10 protein-coding genes and 2 pseudogenes are annotated in these 20,416 nt (G+C 64.6%); 6 read left to right on the top strand and 6 right to left on the bottom strand.

Going from position 1 to position 20,416, the window contains the following annotated elements; genetic code table 11:
- Positions 1–382, top strand: a 382-nt coding sequence (locus AO398_RS10310; protein WP_058191967.1) for an IS3 family transposase, incomplete at its 5' end; no start/stop codon positions are given.
- Between the two features lie 139 nt (positions 383–521).
- Positions 522–1,592, top strand: a complete 1,071-nt coding sequence (locus tag AO398_RS27445; protein ID WP_082643228.1) for an FkbM family methyltransferase — start codon at positions 522–524, stop codon at positions 1,590–1,592.
- A gap of 489 nt (positions 1,593–2,081) precedes the next feature.
- Here AO398_RS27445 and AO398_RS10305 read toward each other — a convergent pair.
- Positions 2,082–2,393 (bottom strand): annotated as a pseudogene (locus AO398_RS10305) (transposase); the annotation flags it as partial.
- A gap of 64 nt (positions 2,394–2,457) precedes the next feature.
- On the opposite strand from AO398_RS10305, the pseudogene AO398_RS10300 reads away from it, so the two are divergent.
- Positions 2,458–3,694: pseudogene (locus AO398_RS10300) on the top strand (IS3 family transposase).
- 546 nt (positions 3,695–4,240) lie between these two features.
- Here AO398_RS10300 and AO398_RS27440 read toward each other — a convergent pair.
- Positions 4,241–6,658 (bottom strand): glycosyltransferase family 4 protein, encoded by a 2,418-nt coding sequence (locus AO398_RS27440; protein WP_160329327.1) that lies wholly within the window; start codon positions 6,656–6,658, stop codon positions 4,241–4,243.
- A gap of 733 nt (positions 6,659–7,391) precedes the next feature.
- Between AO398_RS27440 and AO398_RS10290 the strand changes: the two genes are divergently transcribed.
- Entirely contained in the window at positions 7,392–10,856 is a 3,465-nt protein-coding gene (locus AO398_RS10290; RefSeq protein WP_160329326.1) for a rhamnan synthesis F family protein, read from the top strand.
- A gap of 19 nt (positions 10,857–10,875) precedes the next feature.
- Here AO398_RS10290 and AO398_RS10285 read toward each other — a convergent pair whose 3' ends face one another.
- The 4 genes from AO398_RS10285 to AO398_RS10270 all read right to left on the bottom strand — a co-directional run bounded on the left by AO398_RS10285 (position 10,876) and on the right by AO398_RS10270 (position 16,370).
- Complete coding sequence (locus AO398_RS10285; protein ID WP_058191960.1) at positions 10,876–12,645, bottom strand: glycosyltransferase family 61 protein; 1,770 nt, start codon at positions 12,643–12,645, stop codon at positions 10,876–10,878.
- Positions 12,646–12,672: 27 nt separating this feature from the next.
- Positions 12,673–14,445: a glycosyltransferase family 61 protein gene (locus AO398_RS10280; protein WP_058191959.1), complete on the bottom strand. Its 1,773-nt coding sequence runs from the start codon at positions 14,443–14,445 to the stop codon at positions 12,673–12,675.
- 27 nt (positions 14,446–14,472) lie between these two features.
- On the bottom strand, positions 14,473–15,582 hold the full coding sequence (locus tag AO398_RS10275) for an aminotransferase class I/II-fold pyridoxal phosphate-dependent enzyme (RefSeq protein WP_058191958.1): 1,110 nt from the start codon (positions 15,580–15,582) through the stop codon (positions 14,473–14,475).
- Between the two features lie 128 nt (positions 15,583–15,710).
- A complete protein-coding gene (locus tag AO398_RS10270) occupies positions 15,711–16,370 on the bottom strand; it encodes an acetyltransferase (RefSeq protein ID WP_058191957.1) in 660 nt (219 codons plus the stop codon).
- A gap of 265 nt (positions 16,371–16,635) precedes the next feature.
- On the opposite strand from AO398_RS10270, the gene AO398_RS29675 reads away from it, so the two are divergent.
- Both AO398_RS29675 and AO398_RS10255 read left to right on the top strand, forming a co-directional pair.
- Positions 16,636–19,290 carry a glycosyltransferase family 61 protein gene (locus AO398_RS29675; protein WP_280139121.1) on the top strand — a complete coding sequence of 885 codons (2,655 nt, stop codon included), beginning with the start codon at positions 16,636–16,638 and terminating at the stop codon, positions 19,288–19,290.
- Positions 19,287–20,330, top strand: a complete 1,044-nt coding sequence (locus AO398_RS10255; protein ID WP_058191956.1) for an NAD-dependent epimerase/dehydratase family protein — start codon at positions 19,287–19,289, stop codon at positions 20,328–20,330. The genes AO398_RS29675 and AO398_RS10255 overlap by 4 nt, the downstream gene beginning before the upstream one ends.
- Positions 20,331–20,416 lie beyond the last annotated feature (86 nt).

Genomic DNA, 20,416 nt, shown 5'->3' with positions numbered 1-20,416 from the left:
GAGAGCCAACTTCCGCGCCTTCCAGGTGACCGAGGCCCTGGACGCACTGGTGAAGCTCCGCGGTCGTCCAAAGAGCCTACGGGTGGACAATGGACCGGAGTTCGCCGGGCGCATGCTCGACCAGTGGGCGTACCTGAACGGGGTCGAGATCGACTTCTCACGACCGGGCAAACCGACAGACAACGCCTACATCGAGTCGTTCAACGGCCGCCTACGGGCGGAATGTCTGAACGCCTCGTGGTTCCTGTCGCTGGCCGATGCCCGCGAGCGCATCGAGGACTGGAGGTGCCACTACAACGAAGATCGCCCCCATACGGCCTTGGGCGGCTTGACGCCCCGAGCCTTCGCCAACCAAGCTGTCACAGCCCGAAAACTTGCATAGGCCGTGGACCACAAACGGGGTCAACTCCAGGCCGAAGATGTACTAACTTCGAACCTGGACCACCGAACGGGGGCAGGCCATCCCACCGACATTTTGCCAGGGCGCGCTTTATGGTACACACTACGAGACAAGATTTGGGGTGCAATTCATTATGTCAGAGTCCTCAGAAAGCACGCAAGGGCGAGAAGTTGTTGCCCATTCGGCTGATCCGCAAATGATGCTGCCGCTTAATAGGGTGCCGCTGACTGCGGCGGACGTATCGGCGATTTACGCGATACTGCTCGGCCGCCATCCGGAGGAAGGTTGCCAATGGGTGGGCATGGAAGCGCTCGATAGTATTTTGGCAATAGCGACCTCGGAGGAAGCTCGATCCCGCACCTTACCTGTCACTGAACTTCACTTCAGCGAAGGCAAGTTCGGTAAATTTTTAACCCACCGTGACGACCAAATAATCGGCTCACTCATCAGGAGTAGAGGGTATTTTGAAGAAGATATTGTGTCTCAAACAATGGTATTCTTAGAAAAAATTGGAGTTAGAGTAAATAACACTCATTTTCTGGATATTGGAGCAAATATTGGAACTCACAGTATCGCGGCATTGAAATATGGTTTTAATAAATCTATTTGTATTGAAGCCAATGTGGAAAATTATAAATTGTTGAAAATCAACTACATACTCAACGATTTTGATATGCGCGGTGTCGTTATTAACGCTGCAGCTTCAAGCTACGATGGCATTGCTACGCTGGAATTGTCACCTACGAACTTTGGCGATCACCGTATCCGAGTAGGAGGCATCGCGAAGGCTCGTTCCGTACACGGTGAGGAGGAGAGACGCGAGCAAGCGGTCCCAGTACGTCGCCTTGATACCATTTTTCGTGAATTTGCAATCCAGTCCAATTTGATTGGATTGACTTGGATCGACACTCAAGGGCACGAGGGTCACGTTTTATCCGGTGCCTCCGAGTTACTCGCAGGGCAGACACCTATCGTTATTGAGTTTTGGCCTTATGGTCTCAGTCGATCTGGAGGATACCAGATGTTGAGAGAAGCATTATTCAGACGGGATCGGTTCCTTGATCTCCGGCGTTCGTTAGATGCAGGGTCGCCAGTCGTTTGTGATATTGATCAGCTCGACCTGATGTTCAGTAAAATGTTAGAACAGGAGTCCCCAACTAATTCTCCTCACACAGACTTGCTTGTTCTTTAGATGTTTTGGTAAGGCAATCGACTAAGATACCAATCCCGGTGCACTTTGTGCATTTAATATTTATGATCGCTTATCTCAATTACTCCCGAATTTTTGATCTCGCTGCCGGAATGGATAATACAACAATAATCTGATTTATCGACGGGATGGCAATCGGATATGAGCACCGAAGCCAAAGCGTTGATGAGGTGAGCTGGGATGTGCCGATCATTCGTGGCTCCATCGAAACATTTTTGGCGGTCAGTCCCGTGGCACGCAGGGCGGTGGTGATGGCTGTGTTCTGGTAGTGCCTATTAGATACAGCGATGGGGCAACGAGCTGCGCCTCATTAAGGGGGTTCGCCGCTTATCGAAGCGCTGGAAGCATAACTGCGCGAGAAGCTCGGTATTCTGACTCGCGATTGATGCGCGCCGAGTCCGAAGTTGCTCTATGTAGGGGACTCATTCAGGTCCATGCGATGACACAGGAAACGAGCGCGACAGCGCCGAGTTAGCTGCAGGACAAGCGGTCATAGCGCGTCGCGACGCGCCGCCAGTTCTCAAGATGACCGAACAGGCACTCGAGGCGATTGCGCCGCCGGTAGGCGATCTGGCTGCGCTTGTAGGGCACCGTCCGGGTGGCCGTTGACGGGATAGTGTCGATCACTTCGTGGCTTTTCAGCCAATCCCTCAGGCTCTGGGCGTCGTAGGCTTTGTCGGCGATCAGGCGCTTGGGTGAGACGACGGCTCGCAGCAGCGGCAGGGCCATGCTAATGTTGGCCACGTTGCTGAGCGTCAAGGCGAACGCAGACGGTCGGCCGCGACTGGATTGCACCCCGTTTTGACCGGACAGGCGGCATAGCTCACGAAGGCATAGGCGCAAGCCTATGGGTAAGGCTATGTCATCTGATCCGATCGCCTCACCGGTGCATGGCGAGATCCTGAGCGGCGTTCAGCGCCGCCGTCGCTGGTCCTTCCACCGAGAAGATTCGCCTCGTCTAGGAGCGCCAGTAGCCCGGCTCGTCCGTGTCGTTCGTGGCTAACCGCTACGGCCTGTCGCCAAGTCTGCTGTTCTCGTGGAAGCGGCGCATGCTGGAGGGCGGCCATCAGGCCGTTCAAACCGACGAGGACGTCGTCGGAACCAGCCGGGTGCGCGAGCTAGAGCGGCGCTTGCGGGATCTCGAACGCCTGCTCGGCCGCAAGACCATGGAGGTCGAGATCCTCAGGAAGGCGCTGGACCTCGTGCGCAAAAAAAACCGACGTCGCCGCTCGTCTCCTGGGGCGGCTCGATGGGCGGTTCGCGGTGAAGACCGTCGCCGATACGCTCGGTGTGGCCCGCTTTCATCTCGTCGAGCGCCTCAGCAAATCCGCCCGGCCGCACGAATCCTACCGTAAGCCGGAGGACGCGGCGCTGTTGCCGACGATCCGTGCGATCGTCGATGCGCGGCCAAGCTACGACTACCGGCTCGTAACCGCCGTGGTGAACCGGCTGCCGCGCTCGCGCGGCGAGCCCGTCGTCAACGCCAAGCGGGTGCCGCGCATGCTGCGGATGAACGGGATCACGCTCGCGCTCCACACCGCCCGCCGTCCGGGCCGCACCCACGAGGGCGTCGTCGTGGCGTTGCGCTCGAACATCCGCTGGTGCTCGGACCATCTCGAACTGCACTGCCGGGACGGCGCGATCGTCCGGGTGCTGTTTGCCATCGATGCCTGCGATCGCGAGATCATGGCATGGTCGGCGACCACGGCCGGGGTCTCGGCCGAGATGGTCAGCGACCTGATGATCACCTGCGTCGAACGCCGCTTCGGTGCGACGAAGACCCCACACCCCGTGGAGTGGCTTTCCGACAACGGCTCCGCCTACATCGCCCGGCAGACCAGCGAGACCGCCATGGCACTCGGCCTGCGGTTGCTGTTCACGCTGGTGCGCTCACCGCAGAGCAAAGGCATCTCAGAGGCGTTCGTGAAAACGCTCAAGCGCGACTATGCCCGCCTGGCCATCCTAGCCGACGCCGAGACCGTCTGCGGCTTCTGCCCGGTTGGTTCGAGGACTACAACACCGTTCACCCGCACTTCGGACTGCGCATGCTCTCGCCCCGAGAGTTCCTCACCCGGAGTGCCTAAACCCGCCCCGCCGACTGTCCGGTCAAACAGGGTGCACTCCGCGCATTATCACACGGGGCGACGCGGGCGCACGTGACCCTGGCGATTATCGAGAGCCCCAAGGCGCAGATTTACCTGGCGCCGCAAATCGATCCGGGATGGCATTTCGCCTGAGGAAACCCAATTCCAGGGTTTGGCGCGCAACTGATAAATAGTTATAAACTTTAACCGGACAGTTTGTTCATTGATCTTTTGTAGTCGTTTATTCAGGTTCGATGCAACGAGAATTTGGCCGAACAAAAACTATGCCGTCCTTTCGGCTGCTCAGCTGGTCGAGTTTTTGGCCCACTTATGAATGTCTGCTGTCATTTTGACACACGTTGACTCGGTCTTCACTGGCGCAACGACATCCGAGGTGAAGTATGTCGTGAAAAATTGCGTTTTTAATTTGTATTGCGCCTGACTATAATTGAGAATTTTTGTTGTGCCCAATCATAAGACTATAAAATTGAGCGTGCGATAAATAATAAGATATTTTGGGCGGCGTTGCTTATCAATGAAGATGATTTAGGGGGGGGTAAAGGTTTCGATCTGATCCAATCGGCCTCGATAGCGATGAGAGATGGTGCGGATAGTGAAATTCTCTCTCACGAACTGAGCGGCGCGAACGCCCCTTTTCGCCGCCTCTTCGCGGTTCGACACCACATCGCGCATGGCAGCTGCAGCACTCGCGATCTTCGGGTCAGCCCAGACGCATCCTCTCTCGACCGCTAAATACTCGTCAAATCCAACAGCAACGAGATCATAATCGACAAGGTAGCTGTTCTCTGGCGTACAAAAGTCCATATTGCCCGAATAAGCGGTTGCGATTACGGGGCGTCCAAGTTGCATGGCCTCCAGCATGCCAAAGCCGAAGCCCTCGGCCCTGTGAAGCGACACGTAGCAATCACAGGCCATCTTCATGGAAAGGATCTGCTCGTAGGTAAAAGTTTCGTCGATAACCCGGATCCGCGGGTCGTCTCGAATCAATTCATCGATCGCGCGCCAGACACTGACCTGAAAGGCGTCGAAAATGCGGTTCTTGTTCCAGGTCTTGATGATAAGTGCCACTGTTGGGTCGTCTTTATCGAAAGCGGCTTGAAAGGCGCGCACGGTTGCCAGAGGATTCTTGCGCTCGACGAAGGAAAACGAATCGAATGTCGTCAAAAAGGTGAACACACCATCCCGACGAAGATCGAACGGCTTAAGTTGGGATGGCAGGTCTTCCACGGCCATTCCGACGTTGATCACTGGTTTATGTGTATAGGCCTTGTAAATCTGTTCGACGTAGTGTGACGATACCCAAATCTCATCTAATAGCTCAAGTGCAAGAAGATGAGACTCCGGAATTTTATTCAGTTCCCAAAAGAAATATCCAATGTTATAGCTGTGATTGAATGTACGTCTGGAAATTATAGATAAAGAAATTGGAATAAAATCTGCATTAAGGTGAAACAAATTGACACGATGCGGGTATTTGACAGGGCGATAATCAAGCTGGCTTGAGAATCCCACAAGCGCCGGATTCTCGACATTAAATGGTAAGGCCGATAGCGAATGCCCGTTGCCGTGCGCGAGGATTTGATATGAGAGGCGTGTCGCTTGTCCGAGCCCGGAGGTTTTATCGATAGGACCTATGACGGTCACACCCTCTTTCGTTTCGCTCCTAGCATTCACCGCCTGCGTTGCACGGCATCCCACGTCCTGTGCCGAGGCCGGGTTTGAGGCGGCGTTACGTGTATTGCTATGCCAGCGGGCTTGCCGGGCGAGATCGTGGGCGTCCGGAGCATCCTGCAAAAGAAAAGATAAATTGTCCTCGAGTAGAGTAGTGCCGTCTAATTCGCTCGCGAGGAGGGCTCGCATCGATGCGAGCGGGAGAAGATTTGCGATTTGAGGATGCTTGCAACTTAAGAAAATGAAGTAGTGAAGGGCAGCGATTCGGCCGGCGCTACTGCGCAGGTTGAGGCACTGTAACTCCGGACTCTTGGAGATATGCAATCGCATGAAGATACTGAGTGGAAATGTGCCTGAGGATTCTGGGTCGATATTCCGAAGCGCCGAAATTTGTTCTGATGTGATGAGCTTCCGCTCAAGGTTTATCTGTGGCGTCTTCTCGAAACACCACCAATACAGGGCTTCATACTGCACCTCCGGCCTTGCGACATCGAGCAGGTCTGGGCGATCCCGCCGGAGAAGATTCCATAGGGCTACGCTGATGCTCGCAGGGAATTCGGAGACCGGCAGCGGACTATTTAGAAATTGGAGTTGAGTTTGCGAGAGTGGAACGCTGAGAGACCGTCCCCAACGCATGCTATATTCTCCGATGTACCACAGGAGGACGTGCATGCGGTCCTTCGCAGCGCCGGACAGCTTGGCCTTGAGGTCCTTCCGGCCCGACCGAAGCACCTCGTTGTGGAGAAATTTCGAGATCAGGCCATCCGGATCCCGTTTGGGGTGAGCTGTTTCCAGGAGGATGGCCGTGAGCGGTCTGCCGCCGGGCGGGGATCTGACGTCGGCAGGACAAGCCCACTCGGCGCCGCTCTGCGCCGCGGAGTCCGCTTCCACTCGCAGTTCGGCAGCCATCAGCATCATCAAGGCTGAGAAACATTCGGGAACCGGCGGAATGGCACGGCGGAGGCTTGGGGTGTTTAGATGAATGTCCTTCTGGAGCACAAAGTCGCCGCCGAGGATCGAGATCTCGATTGCACCGTCCGCGCTCAAAAAATTTTGCAGATCAGCTACGAAGCCGTGCCGTCCATCGCCGATGCCGTGGTCCTTGAGATCCTGCCGAAAGATATCAGCTCTTACGATCTCCTTCTTGCCACTGACCGCTGTGATCTGGACGAGGAGAGGCAGATTGGGATTGCGTGCGTCGAAGGCCCATCCGGTAACGAGGGGCTCGTCGATGAAGTCGACAAAGCCACGCCATCTTTGATCGTCGGTCATATGCAAACTCATGAATGGGCATCGTGCCCCTGCCCAGGCACGGAAGACGCGGGTTCGGTTCCGCTCCGTCCGCCTTCTAGCACTCCCGGGACGCTTTATGCGATGCCGCGCTCTTTGGTCCAAAGACGGCCTTAAAAGAGGGCGAAATGGCTGAAGCTTCGTGTGGGTAGGGGATCTTGGGGTATGCTCCACATACAGATAGGAGCGCGAGCGTCGGCGCCCTCGATCGAGCGAACACGTCCTGGTAGGATCGCTGACGCTGTGGCTATTTGGGCTATCGCAGCAGCGGATCAAAGCGCTTCGTACAGATTTTGTGAGCGAAGCGGCGCGTGATGTATGGAGCAGATAATTCATATAATACCTATGCGAGCGGTAGAGTCCGACACAATAAATTCGAGTTCAAAGCTCTGAGATGAATTGTGATAATATATATCGGCGGGTGCTCTGCAATCTCCTTGATGTTTTCGGCAGCCGTGTATCAGAGCGAAGGCTGGCGCGCTCTGAACTATTTGATGCTGCGTGGTATCAGGCTAAGCAGGTCCCAGCGTTGTCGCTCGATGATGCTGCGCGGCACTACCTGCAGCAGGGCGCTGCGATTGGCTTCAGCCCCAGCCCGCTCTTTGACGGGCCGCGCTATCTCGCTCGAAATCCCGACGTCGCCAATGCAGGCCTGAATCCACTATTGCACTACCTCGACTGCGGATGTGTCGAAGGGCGGCCGATCTACCCACTTGTGAATCCTGAAACGGTCGCCCAGACTTCAAGTTCCGAGCTGTTCGACGCAGCGTGGTACCGAGAGAACCAGGCCCCGGATGTGTCGCTAGACCAAGCCGCGCAGCACTACTTGCAGGAGGGCGCCGCGCGGGGCCTGAGCCCCGGCCCACTGTTCGATGGGCCCTGGTACCTAGCGGACAACCCTGATGTCGCCGCCGCGGGCGCGAACCCCCTGCTGCACTATCTCGACAGCGGCCGCGCGGAAGGACGTCCGACCTGCCCGGTCGTCGATCCGGAAGCGGTCGCGCGGATCGCTGCTTCGGATCTGTTCGACGCGGAATGGTACTGCTCGACACAGGCCCCCGATGTTGCGCCGGACCAAGCCGCGCGGCACTACCTGCAAGAAGGCGCCGCCTGGGGCCTAAGCCCGGGGCCCCTGTTTGACGGGCCGTGGTATCTCAAGACCAACACCGATGTCGCGGACGCGGGCCAGAACCCGCTCCTGCATTACCTGAACGATGGGCGCGCCGAGGGGCGGCCGATCTGCCCGTTCGCCGATCCGGAGGCGCTGACCCACGTCGCCAGTTCCGAGTTGTTCGACGCCGAATGGTACCGGGCGACCCACGTTCCCGACCTCTCGCCGGACCTGACCGCGCGCCATTACCTCCGAGAGGGCGCGGCGTGTGGGATGGCCCCCGGGCCCCTGTTCGATGGGGCGTGGTACCTCGGCAACAATGCCGATGTCGCCGAAGCCGGCGCGAACCCGCTGCTGCACTACCTGGCGAGCGGACGCGCGGAGGGACGGCCGATCCGCCTCGCCGTCGCTCGCGATGCCGGTGCAAACCGGATCGAGACCCGCCCCATCGTCCTGGGCGAGAGCACGCCCGCGCGCATCGTCGTCGTCGTCCACGCCTTCTACGTCGACGTGTTCGAGGAACTCCTGCCCCACCTCGGGCGGGGAATTCCCCGGTTCGACCTCCTGGTCTCGACCGACCAGCCCGACAAGAAAGCTGCGCTCGAGGCGGCGGCGGAGCGCGCCGGGCTCGCCGACCGCTGCCGGGTCGTGCTCGTGGAGAATCGCGGGCGCAATTTCGGGCCGCTCGTCACCGTGTTCGCGCCCGACATCTTGCGCTACGATTATGTGCTCCACGTCCACACCAAGAAGTCGCTGTTCAGCGGTGCGGAGCAGACGCGCTGGCGCGACGAGATCTATCGGGCGCTGTTCGCCAACGCCGCCTGCGCTCGCCTCGCCGTGGCCCTCCTGGACGAGGACCCCCAGATCGGTTTGTTCTTCCCGGAGACCAGCAAGCACATCGTCTATTGGGCGCATACCTGGCTCGCCAATATCGGCGCGGGCTATGGGCTGCTCGACCGCCTCGGCCTGCGCTACGACGGGTTCGACGAGTATCTCGACTATCCGGTGGGCGGCATGTTCTGGGCGCGGGTCGATGCCCTGCGCCCGCTCCTGACCGCCGGATTGACCCCGCACGATTTCCCCGAGGAGCACGGCCAGACCGACGGGACGCTGGCCCACGCGATCGAGCGGGTGGTTCCCCTCGTGTGCCGGGCCCAGGGCTACGAAGCCGTCTGCTTCGACTACGAGCGCGGGCTCGCCCGGACCAACGGCAGCGCGCGCAATTGGCATCAGTACAGCGCCCGGACCCAGGACCAGGCGCTTCAGGCGCTGCACGACGTCGACCTCGTCTCGTTCGACCTATTCGACACCCTCGTCAGCCGCCCGGCCCGACGCCCGGATGCGGTGCTCAAGCTCGTCGAGCACCGGATTTCGTCGGAGACCGGCCGGCCGATCCCGCTGTTCGCGGAGCGTCGGGCCGCCGAGAATCGGGTGCGGGCCCGCAAACACCACCAGGGCGACGTCAACCTGTCGGAGATATACGCGGAGCTTACCGCCTCGGGGCCGATCCCGGGCGACGTGGTCGCGCGGGCGCACGCCCTGGAGAAGCGGATCGACCTCGGCGCCTTGCGCCCGCGCACGGAGGTCATCGCCGTCCTCGAAGCCGCGCACGCGCTCGGCAAGCGGATCGTCCTGATGACGGACACCTATTACGAGGAGGCCGACATCCGCGCGATCCTCAGCGGTGCCGGGATCGCCGACCGTTTCGCCGCCCTCTACGTGTCGAACGCGGTCGGCGCCCGCAAGGATCGGGGTGACCTCTGGCGCCACGTCGAGGAGGCCGAGGCGGTGCCGCGCGCCCGCTGGCTGCATGTCGGCGACAACGAGCACTCGGATATCCAGGCGGCCTGCGACCGCCGCATCCCCTACCTGCACGTCGCCCATCCGGCCAAGATCCTCGCCCAGAGCGGGTTCGTGCGGGACGAAGGCGATCTCGCGCGGACATGGCCGTCCGATCTGGTCGTCGGGCACGCCATGCTGGCGCTGGGCCGCAATCCGTTCCTCGGTCGAGCCGCCGGCCCCTACCTGTCCCTCGGCTCAAGCCGTGAGATCGGGTACGCCGTGTTTGGACCGCTGATGCTGGTGTTCATGTCCTGGCTGATCCGCCACCAGGCCTTGGCCCGGGTCGAGCGGTTGTACTTCCTGGCGCGCGAAGGCGACGTCCTCGTCAGGATCTACCGGCTCATCCGGGAGCGCTACGGCTGGGGCCATCTGCCCGAGGGCCGCTACTTCCACGTCTCCCGACAGACGGCGATCGCCGCCGCCCTCACCAAAGAATTCCGCCCGGAGCTGGTGACGGCGGCCGGACGCTACGTGGGCACCGTGCAGGGGCTCCTCTGGAACAGGGCCGGGTTCACGGCCCCGGCGCATCGTGGACTCGACCAAGTCGCGGTGCGGCTTCCGGGCGATGTCGCGCTTGTCGAGCGGATCATGACCGACCTCGAGTCGGAGATCGCAGCGCATGCGGCGGACATGCACCGGCGCCTCCTGGCCTATGCCCGACAGGAGAGATTGGATCCGGATGTCGCCTGCGGCGTCGTCGATGTCGGGTACTCGGCCACGATCCAGCGGATGATGCAGACGGCGCTCGGCCGGCCGCTGGTCGGGTTCTATCTGGCGGCCCTGGACAAGGCGAACGCCGTCGCGGCGGAGGGCGGGACCGCCTTCGGCTGCCTGTGCGAGAACGTCGCGACCTTGACCGCGTCGATGCCCGCGCTGAACCACTCCCTCGCCGTCGAAGCCTTCCTGACGGCCGCCCATGGGCAGGTAGTGGGCTACGACACGGCGGGCGATCGGGTCGAGCCGCTGTTCAAGGCGGATCCGCGGACGCCGGAGGAGCACGCCATCCTGGCCGAGCTGCATGCCGGCGCCGAGCAGTACGTGATCGAGACTCTCGATCTCTACGGGCCGGAGCTGTTGCGGGCCGAGATCCCCCTGATGGCGCCGCAGGAATTCCTGCGCCTGCTGATGGAGGGCGCGATCGCCACGCCCTCGGAGCCGATCAGGAAGCTCGGCGTCGAGGACGATTTCTGCGGCTTCCCGCTCCACAAGGTCTACGCGGCCGTGTAGCCGCGGCGGCCGGGGCCGCTCAGGAGGCGGCGAGCGCTTGCAGGATCGCGTTGGGCGAGACCGCGTAATCCGCATGCATCGGATGAAGTCCCTCCGTCTGCACGGCGTGGCCGCGGACGAACAGGAGGCGCGCCCCGCTCGACTCGATCAGGCTGGTGAAGCCCCGGAAATAGAAGGCCGGGTTGTCGTGGGTCAGGGCGATGACCTTCGCGCCTGGGCGGCAGAACAGGCCGTTGATCAGCGCGGAGCTCGCCGACCCGACGACGATGTCGGCCGCGTGATAGATCTCGACCTGCTCGGCGAAGGTGTAAGTCTCGGGCTGGATGACCTCGAAGCCGTGAGGCCGCAGGGCGTCCGCGATCTCCGCTTCATTGACCAGTCGACGCTGCGTGAAGCCGCGCCGGGACAGGAGGATGCGCCGCCCCGTCCGCCGCAGGTCGCCGCCCTGCGCGGCGAGCCGCTTGAGGATCTTGCCCCGCATGGCGGCGAGGATATCGCGCGGCCAGATCGCGTCGTAGATTGGCAGGCCCGGCCGCGTGTCGAACGGGTAGAAGGTCGGCACCGGGGCGAGGCCGAGTTCGCGAAAGCGGGTCGCCACCGGCGGCAAGACCTGCACCGGGCGGTCGCGCTCGTCCATGAGCGCGATGATCTGCCGGTGCGAGTCCGGCATCCCGTCATCGACGCAGAGCGGCAGGCCCGCCGGGCAGGCGGGGTCGTTGAACCACAGCATCCGCGGGGCGAATTCGAGCAGCCAGTGGCCGTATTGCCGGCTCTGGAAGCCGAACAGCATCAGGCCGGCCTCGACCTTCTGGATCTCCGCGGGCGCCTCGACCAGCGCACGCTCAGGCCCCCAGACCGCCAGCATGATCTGGCCGGGATTGACCCCGTCCTTGATGTCGGCGACGCCGCTGAGGGGGTGGGCAGCCAGGTCGTAGATCAGGCGCTGCCCGTTCAGCACGACGTTGCTGCGGGGGAAGGTCAGGCAGTCCTTGAAGAATGCGACGTATTGCGGTGGCGCGTCGAGGGACCCCGGCTGGGAGGTCAGCGCGATCGAGCCCCCGAGGAACTTCACCTCGGGGTCCGGGATCCTGCGGCAGGCCAGGAGTTCGCGATAGCGCCCGTGCCCTTCCTCGGCGGCCTGTCGGGCCGAGACGATGTCATGGATGCCGACGGGACCGAAGCCGGCGATCGCCCGCGTGCTCGCGTGCAGGGCCGCGGCCTCTTCGTAGCGGCCCGCCTCCGCCAAGGCGTTCATCTGCAGGATGCGCAGGTTCCGGATCTTGGTGCTGAGGCTGTGACCGTCCCCGGTCGAGAGGTCGGCATCGCCGCCATTGAGGGCGAAGGCGAGGCGGTAGCACTGGACGGCGGGTTCCGCCCGGCCACGGCACTCGTGGTCCCACCCCACCCCCAGCAGCGCCCTGGCGGCTTGGCGCAGGGCCGCCTCGGTCCCTCCGCGACTCTTGATCTCGGCGACGAATGCCGCCGCCTCGTCCCAGCGCGCGTGCTCGACGCAGTCGCGCAGGCGCGCCGTCGCGGCAATCCATCGCCAGCGCTGGGGATCCCGCGGGTCGATCGTAGCGGCGAGTTCGTAGGCGCGCGCCGCGTCCCCGAACCGCGCACCGCCTTCGAGCCGGAACCCGAGGGCCTCCAAGTGGCGCAGGGTCGCGGCCGCGCGCGCCGGCGGGGGCGTTTCCGTGCTGAGCAGGGTGGCCAGCGTCTCGAGCCTGGTCGGAGCATTGCCGCTGTCGATCGACCGGATCAGGTCGATGAAGGTCGCCGTCGGCCGCATGGCGCTCCCGTCTCCAGTATCCGAGAGCTACGTGCCGACGCCCACGCTTTCCAGGCCGCGCAGCACCTGTCCGGGCGTGACCGTGTAGTTGACGTGGAACGGGTGCGTGTTGTCGCTCGGGACCGTCGAGCCGCGAATAAACAGAACCTTCGCGCCGCTCGACTCGATCATGCTGGTGTAGCCGCGGAAGTTGAAAGACCGGTTCTCGTGGATCAGCGCGACGACGCGGGCTTTGTCGTTGCAGAAGATGGTGTTCGTCATCGCGGAGCTCGCCGAGCCGACGATCACGTCGGCCGAATGATAGAGCGCGATCTGCTCGATGAAGGACAGCTTCTCCGGGTAGACGACCTCGAAGCCGTGGCGCGCCAGAGCGTTGATGATCTCGGCTTCGTTGACGAGCTGGCGCTGCGTAAAACCCTTCCGCGAGAGGAAGATCCGCCGCCCGGTGGTACGCAAGTCCACGCCGCGCGCCGCCAGCTTATCGAGCACGGCGCGCCGCATGGCACCGAGGACATCCTTCGGCCAGACCGAGTCGTAGACCGGCACACCCGGTCGCGCGTCGAACGGGAAGAAGGTCGGGACCGGGGCGACCCCGAGCTCCTTGAAGCGAACCGCCTGTGCCGGAAGCGGTAGGATCGGTCTCTTCCGCTCGTCGAGGAGTTCCACGATCTGCCGATGCGTCTCGGGCATATGGTCATCGATGCAGATCGGGAAGCCCGCGGGGCAGGCGGGATCGTTGAACCACAGCATCCGCGGCACGAACTCGAGCAGCCAGTGGCCGTAGTTCTTGCTCTGGAGCCCGAACATCATCAGGCCGGCATCCAAGGTCTGCGCCGCGGCCGGCTCCTCGACCAGGGCACGACCGGCTCCGTAGACGGCCGTCATGATCTGATCGGCGTTCTTCCCATCCTTGATGTCCGCGACGCCGCTGTCCGGGTGTGCGGCGAGATCGTAGATCAGGCGGTTGCCCTGGAGCACGAGGTTGCTGCGCGGGAAGGTCAGGCAGTCTCTGAACCGGGCGACGTATTGCGGCGGGGCGTCCAGGGTGCCGCAGGTCGACAGCAGCGCCACCGGACCTTCGAGGAAGCGGATCTCCGGCTCCGCAATCCGGCGGGGGCCGAGCATTTCTTTATAATCGCCATCCCCCTCGGTGGCGGCCTGACGGGCGGAGACGATGTCGTAGATCCCCAGCGGTCCGAGCCCGAGGACGTGACGCGTCCGTTCGTGCAGCGCCCGCGCCTCCTCGTGCCGGCCACCTTCGGCAAGCGCGGTCATCTGCAGGCTGCGCAGGTTGCGGATCTTGCGCTCGAGCGTATCGCCGTCGATCGTCAGGGCCTGCCCGCCCAGCTGGTCCCGGGCGATCCGGGCGAGCAGGTAGCTGCGCACCGCGCCCTCGGCGTTGCCGGCGAGCTCGTAATCCCAGGCGATGTGGATCAGCGATGGGTCGTTCGGCCCGCGGTCGCCGGCTGCAGCCTTGGCCTGGCGCAACTCCTCCAGGAGGCCGTCCACGGCGTCGAATGCCTGGCGCCGGCACAGATCGACGATGCGCGTCCGGATGGCGGCCAGATGGTATTGGGCGGTGCGGGATCGCGAGGTCCGCGCCGCCAGCGCGTAGGCGCGGGCGGCGAGCTGGAGGCTGTCCTCGCCCTGGAACCGGAAGCCCAGGGTGGCGAGGTGCTGCGCGGCCGTCTCGGCCCGGTCATCCGCCACGGTGGCGAGGGCGCCCTCGATCGCGTCGAGCGCGGCCGTGCCGTTCGACCGATGGGCCTGCGTCAGGATGCGTCGAAAGTCCGCCTGCATCGTCCTCGACCGTTCCCTCTCGCGCGCCTAGCGGGACGCCAACGCCCGCTCCACGCAGCGGCAGACCTCGGCGATCTGCTCCCGGGTGATCGCTGGGAAGAACGGCAACCCGATGGCGCCGGCGGCGACGCTCTCGGTCCGCGCAAGGCCGTCGTGCCGGCATGTGGCGAAGGCGGGATGTGCCTGGCAGCCGGTGCCGTACCAGCGCCGCCACTGGATGCCGGCCGCGTCGAACTCCGCCGTCACCGCCTTGGTTGCGGTGGGCTCGAACAGCGCGTTCACCGTCATGGTCAGCCAGTCCGCGCCGAAGCCGGGCTGCATGCGCACGCCGATCCGGTCGAAGCCCCCGACATAGGCCAGCGACGCCTCCCGCAACTGCCGGATGCGCGCCTCCAGGCCGTCGAACACCGCCAGGCCGACGGCAGCGGCGTATTCGGAGATGCGGTAATTGCCGCCGCGCACCTTCGAGACCCGGCTGGTCGTCGTGAAGCCGAACCCGGTCATCGCGGTGGTCTGCTCCACCAAGGCTGTGTCGGTGGTGAGGATCGCGCCCCCCTCGCCGATCCCGAGCGCCTTGGTGGCGTGCAGGCTGACGCAGATCGGCTGCGCGCCGACCCGGCGCAGGTTGAGCGTGGCGGCAGCCGCATCGAACACCACCGGGATGCCGTGCATCGCCTCGAACGCTTCCCAGGCGGCGCTGTCGATCGGCGCCCCGAACGGGCTGACCACCACGACAGCGGCGACATCCCCCTCCGCCATCGCGAGCGCCCGCTCGGCGATGGCCGGCGTCAGCGACAGGGTCTCGGGATCCACGTCGGCGAAGAACGGCTCCAGGCCGACATTCACCGCCGCGTGCGCGGTGGCCACGAAGGTGTAGGCCGGCATCAGGCAGAGCCGGCCCTTGCGCCCCGCGATCCGGTAGCGCAGGGCGAGCTCGATGGCGCTGGTGCCGTTGCCGGTGATCGTGGCCGCGACCGGCGCACCATTGGCCCGCTCGGAGACGAAGGCGCAGAGCTTGGCCGTGAATTCACGGGAGAGCGGCCCGTAATTGCTGTAGGTGTGCGTCTGATCGATCCGGCGGAGATACGGGACGATGGCGTCCGTCTCCGGCAGGCTGGGAATGAGCACGGGGATCATCGTCGAGACACGTCCTGACTGTCGGCCGCCACCATCCTCGTCGGCATGCTCCGGTGACGTGGCCCGCTATACATGCCGGGGCACCGCCACGGAAGGCGCCAGCTCGGGCGTGACCTGCAGCCGACCCGTCAGGCGCGCGGCCGGGGCCGGGCCGGCAAGGCGCGTGCGGGATTTCCGAACACCGTCTGACCCGCCGCCACGTTCCGGATCACCACGGCACCGGCCCCGACCAGGGCATGCGCGCCGATTCGGATTTTCGGGATCACGCAGGCGCCCGTTCCAAGGAAGGCCCCCTCCCCGACCTGGACATGGCCGGCCAAGTGGACGCCGGGGCTCAGCGTCGCGAAATCCTCCAGCGCGTTGTCATGGGCGATCGTGCAGCCGGGATTGACCAGCACGTGCTCGCCGAGCCTTGCATCGGCGGTGATGGTGGAATGGCCGAGGATCACGGCACCCGCGCCGATGCGGCTGCTCGCGCCGATCAGCACACCGGGATCGATGATCGTGCCGAACTGCGCACCGATCTCGGTTTGCAGATGCGCCACCGCCCGGGCCCGGGGCCCGGGCTCGCCCAGCGCCACGACGAAGCGTAGGCTGTCGTCCCCCGCGAAGGTGCGGACGTCGCGGACCACCGGCCTGCCGCGGAACGTCTCCGGCGCATCGATGCCGGGATCGACGATGCTCGCCTGCAACTCGATCGCGGTCTCGTACGCGTTCAGGCGTTCCAAGACGTCGATGATCTCGCGGGCGAGAGCGCCGGCCCCGTACAGGACGAGGCGAACGGTCATTGCGTCGGCATCCGTGACTGCCTCCGGGCCCGACCCGATCCAACTGACGGCCTGTCGCTCGGGTGATCGTCCATGCGCGGGAGTTCCTGCCTGTCCGGCGCCCTGCCCTACACGAGTCCCTGCGGGCCCTCCAGGGTCGGTGACCATACTGGTCCGTATGAGTCCGCTCCGGGTCCGGGTGCCTCGTCACGGGGCGTCGGTTCCAGTACACCGCCCGCGGTTGGGCTGCCCGATGAGCGAGTGCGTGCAAGGCGCGGAACAGATGATGAGGCCGACGGAGACATTCATCGCCCTGATCCGGACGGTGACCGCCGATAATGCCTCGGACATGGTCGAACGCATGCGCGCCCTCGCAGCCCTTGCGGATCGCACGGGCGCCGAGAGCGCCGCGATGCGGCGGCACCTGGAGGCGCTCGCGTTCCGCCTCGAGGGCAATGATCATCTCGGTACCGCGGCAGACATCTACGATCTGATCGGCTCTCTCGTCCCCGACAATCGCGAGCGCTGGACGAGAGCCGCCGCCATCGCGCGCCTGCGCGACCTCTGCGGGCGCGGCCGCTTCGACGAAGCCAGCGCGTACGCCGCTCGCCTTCGCGCCGAAAGCGAGGTGCCCGCGCTGATCCAGGACGGCGTTACCACCTTGCTGCGGCTCGGTTGGGCGCACGAGTGCCGGAACGAACCCGGGCCCTGCCTGCAATGCTACCGCCTCGCCTATGAGCTGAATGGTGGCGACGCGGGCGTGACCACCGAAGACGGTGACCGGCTCAGTAGCAAGGTGAAGAACCTGCGCCGCCTGAGGCTCGATGCCCTGCTGGAGGCCGGGCGCTTCGATGAAGCGATCGTCCTCCACGCGCAGACCCGCCACGTCACCGGCTCCGGTCCGCTGTCCGTCTACGACATGGTCTCCGTGAAGGCCCTCGCGGCGGCCGGCGGCGCCCGGTATACCGAAATCCGGCCCGCCCGCCGCATCGCGGCACCCGAACTGCGCTTCTGGGAGCCGCCGCCCACCCTGCGCTCCGAAGCGGGCGGGCTCGACATGCCCGCTCAGTATCTCGCGTTCCTCGACGGGTGCCGGGCATTCCCGCGCAGCAACGTCGTCGTCGCTGGCGATAAGCTCGTCTACGATCTGGCCGTGCACCCACGCCGCCGGGACGTCCTGCTGCAGGATGGTCTCAACCCGGATCAGATCATGACAGCCGCGTTCGGCGCGACGCGCGCCCTCGTGGAGGTGCCCGAGGACGCGCATGCGGTCGAGGCTGGGCTAATGATGTTCGGTCTGCAGAGCCGGAACTACGGGCACTGGTTCTGCGAGTTCGTGCCGCGCATGCTTGCCTACAACGATCCGCGCTGCCCGGACGGGATTCCACTCTGCATCGACGACCACATGCCGGACTCGCATGAGGAGATCCTGCGCCTCCTCGACACGCGCGAGCGGTCTGTGCTCAAGCTGCCGCCCAAGCCGGTCGAATTCGGGCTTCTCGGCATGGCGCCGGTGCCGGCCTTCTTTCCGTTCGACATGAAGCCCGGCTTACCGTTCTACGACACGGTCTGGCCGGCTTACATCTTTGCAGCCGTGCGCGAGCGGATCCTCGAACGCGCCCGCGAGCGTGGCATCCTGTCGGACCGGACCGATCGGCGTCTGTTCATCTCGCGCAAGGCCTTCACCCAGCGGGCGCTGCTGAACGAGGCGGAGATCGCCGAGAGCCTGCGTCCCCTGGGCTTCGAAGTGATCTACCCGGAAACGATGTCGTTCCTCGAACAGGTCGACGCGTTCCACTCGGCCGCCCTGGTGGTCGGTTCGTCGAGCTCCGCCCTGAGCAACGCCCTGTTCTGCCGGCCCGGCTGCCGGATCCTCGGCCTGATCCACGAGGAGCTGGCCTTCAACTTCCGGGGCTACACCAGCTACATCGAGGCCGGGGGCGCGCGGATCCTGTTCCTGCGCGGCCGGACCCTCCATCGTCCGGGCGTGCACGCCTTCCACGTGAGCTACACCGTCGATCCCAGGAAGGTCGTCGCGGCCGTCGCCGCCCTGGAAAACGAGGTCGCGTCCGGCACGCCCGCCGGCTTCACCCTCTCGGACGCGGACAGCCCTCCCATCCGCGTGCCGGATGACGACGCGCTTCGATCGCCGGCCGGCGCGGAACCTGTGCGCGTCGATTCCGAGCGCCTCGCGCACCTCACGACCCTGGCGGTCGGTCCAAACGCGGGTCCGAACCAGGGCCTGTGCGCCCTGGAGGCAGTGGCCTACCTCGCCGGCGAACCCCATTCCGATCAGCCCGCCTGCGTCTCGCCCAGCATCGCCGCCTTCATCCGGGCATGGAGCGATGGCCTGCCGCAGGCCGAGCGCGACGGCTTGATCCTCCCGCTCGTCCCACGGCTTGTCGGAACGAACGGTTCGGAGGCCCTGGAGCGCCGGCGCATCGCGCTGGTCGCTGATTGGCTCGTGCGCAGCCACGTGCCGGCCTGGTTCCGGCTGGCCAAGCTGAACGTCGAGGCGGACGAACTCGCCGACCAAGCCGAGCTCACGGATGTCGCCGATCTCGCCTCCCTGTGCGATCACCTGAAGCGCGCCCGCAAGCGGGCGGCGGTCGCCAACCTCACCCTGCGGCAGACCGGTTCCGCGGTTCGGGCCGCGGCCTGGGATGCCACCCAGCAGGCCGCCTGGATCACCGTCCGGGACGCCTTGGAAGAGGCCGGGCCGCCGATCCTCGCCGCCGGCTGGGATGCGGCCTATGCGGCCGCCTACGCGGCGACCCGGGCCTACGGGAAGGCGCCGCTGGAGCCGACACAGCGCATGCTGCAGCAGTCCGCCCTCGCCCTGGTCGAGCGCCTGATCGACGCGCGAGACCCGGACCCGGCCGGGTCCGACGCGCCGGCAGTCCCGGCCCCGGCGCACCCGGGCGCCGAACTCAGGCCATGAGCGGCGGTCGAGGACGTCACGGGCCGCCGGTCGATCCGGCGGCCGGCGCCGGCCCATCGGCTTCGGCTCTCGCGGGGGCCCGCTGCCTCGTGCTGGGCGGTGCCGGTTTCCTGGGCCTGAACCTGTGCAACCGCCTCGCTCAGGCCGGCGCCGAGGTCACCTGCTTCAGCCGCAGCCACCCGCAAGCCGAGGTCCTCGACCGGCGCGTCGCCCGGGTGACCGGCCAGTTCGCCGATCGGCTCGCGATCGCCAATGCGGTCGAGCGTCAGGATTTCGTCTTCCACCTCATCGCCGGATCGATCCCCGAGAGCTCGAACCGGGACCCGTCCGCAGAGCTCGCCGCCGCGCCGATCGCGACCCTGCACCTCCTCGAGATCTGTCGCTCGGCCCGGATCAGGAAGGTCGTGTTCGCGTCCTCCGGGGGGGCGATCTACGGGATCCCGCGCGCCACCCCGATCCCGGAAGCGGCGCCCACCGATCCGATTTCGGCCTACGGCATCAGCAAGTTGATGATCGAGAAGTCCCTCCACCTGTACCAGCATCTCCACGGGATCGATTACCAGATCCTGCGGATCGCCAACCCGTATGGCCGGTTCCAGCTCGGCAACAGGCACCAGGGCCTGATCGGCAGCACCATCCACCGCGTGCTCGCGGATCTGCCGCTGGAGGTCTGGGGCACCGGGGACGTCGTGCGCGACTTCCTGCACATCGACGATGTCAGCGACGCCTTCCTGGCCGCTGTCGGCTATGACGGCCCCCACAAGGTGATGAATGTCGGCAGCGGCACGGGCCTGAGCGTCAACCAGATCATCGCTGAGCTCGAGCGGGCCTTCGAGCGCGAGCGCCTGCCCTGCCTGTACAAGCCGAGCCGCGCCGCCGACGTGCCGGCCAACGTGCTCGACACTACGCTGATTCGGTCCGAACTCGGCTGGCGGCCCCGGGTCGCCCTGCGTGACGGGCTCATCGGCACGATCGACTGGATGCGGGCCCATCTGACGGCGGCGCGCGGGGACGCGGTGCCGCCGAACCCGGCACGCTGAGGCCGGAAAAGCCCGAGAGCGGTCGTGCTCGCCGGCACAGCCGATCGTCGTCAGGCCCGATATTTAGGGCTTCGCCCCGGAGCGGC

The sequence above is a fragment of the Methylobacterium sp. GXS13 genome (genome assembly GCF_001455965.1).
In the GTDB taxonomy this organism is placed as follows: domain Bacteria; phylum Pseudomonadota; class Alphaproteobacteria; order Rhizobiales; family Beijerinckiaceae; genus Methylobacterium.
Note: the sequence above shows the minus strand (reverse complement) of the source record. Positions and strands in the feature narration are given on the sequence as shown.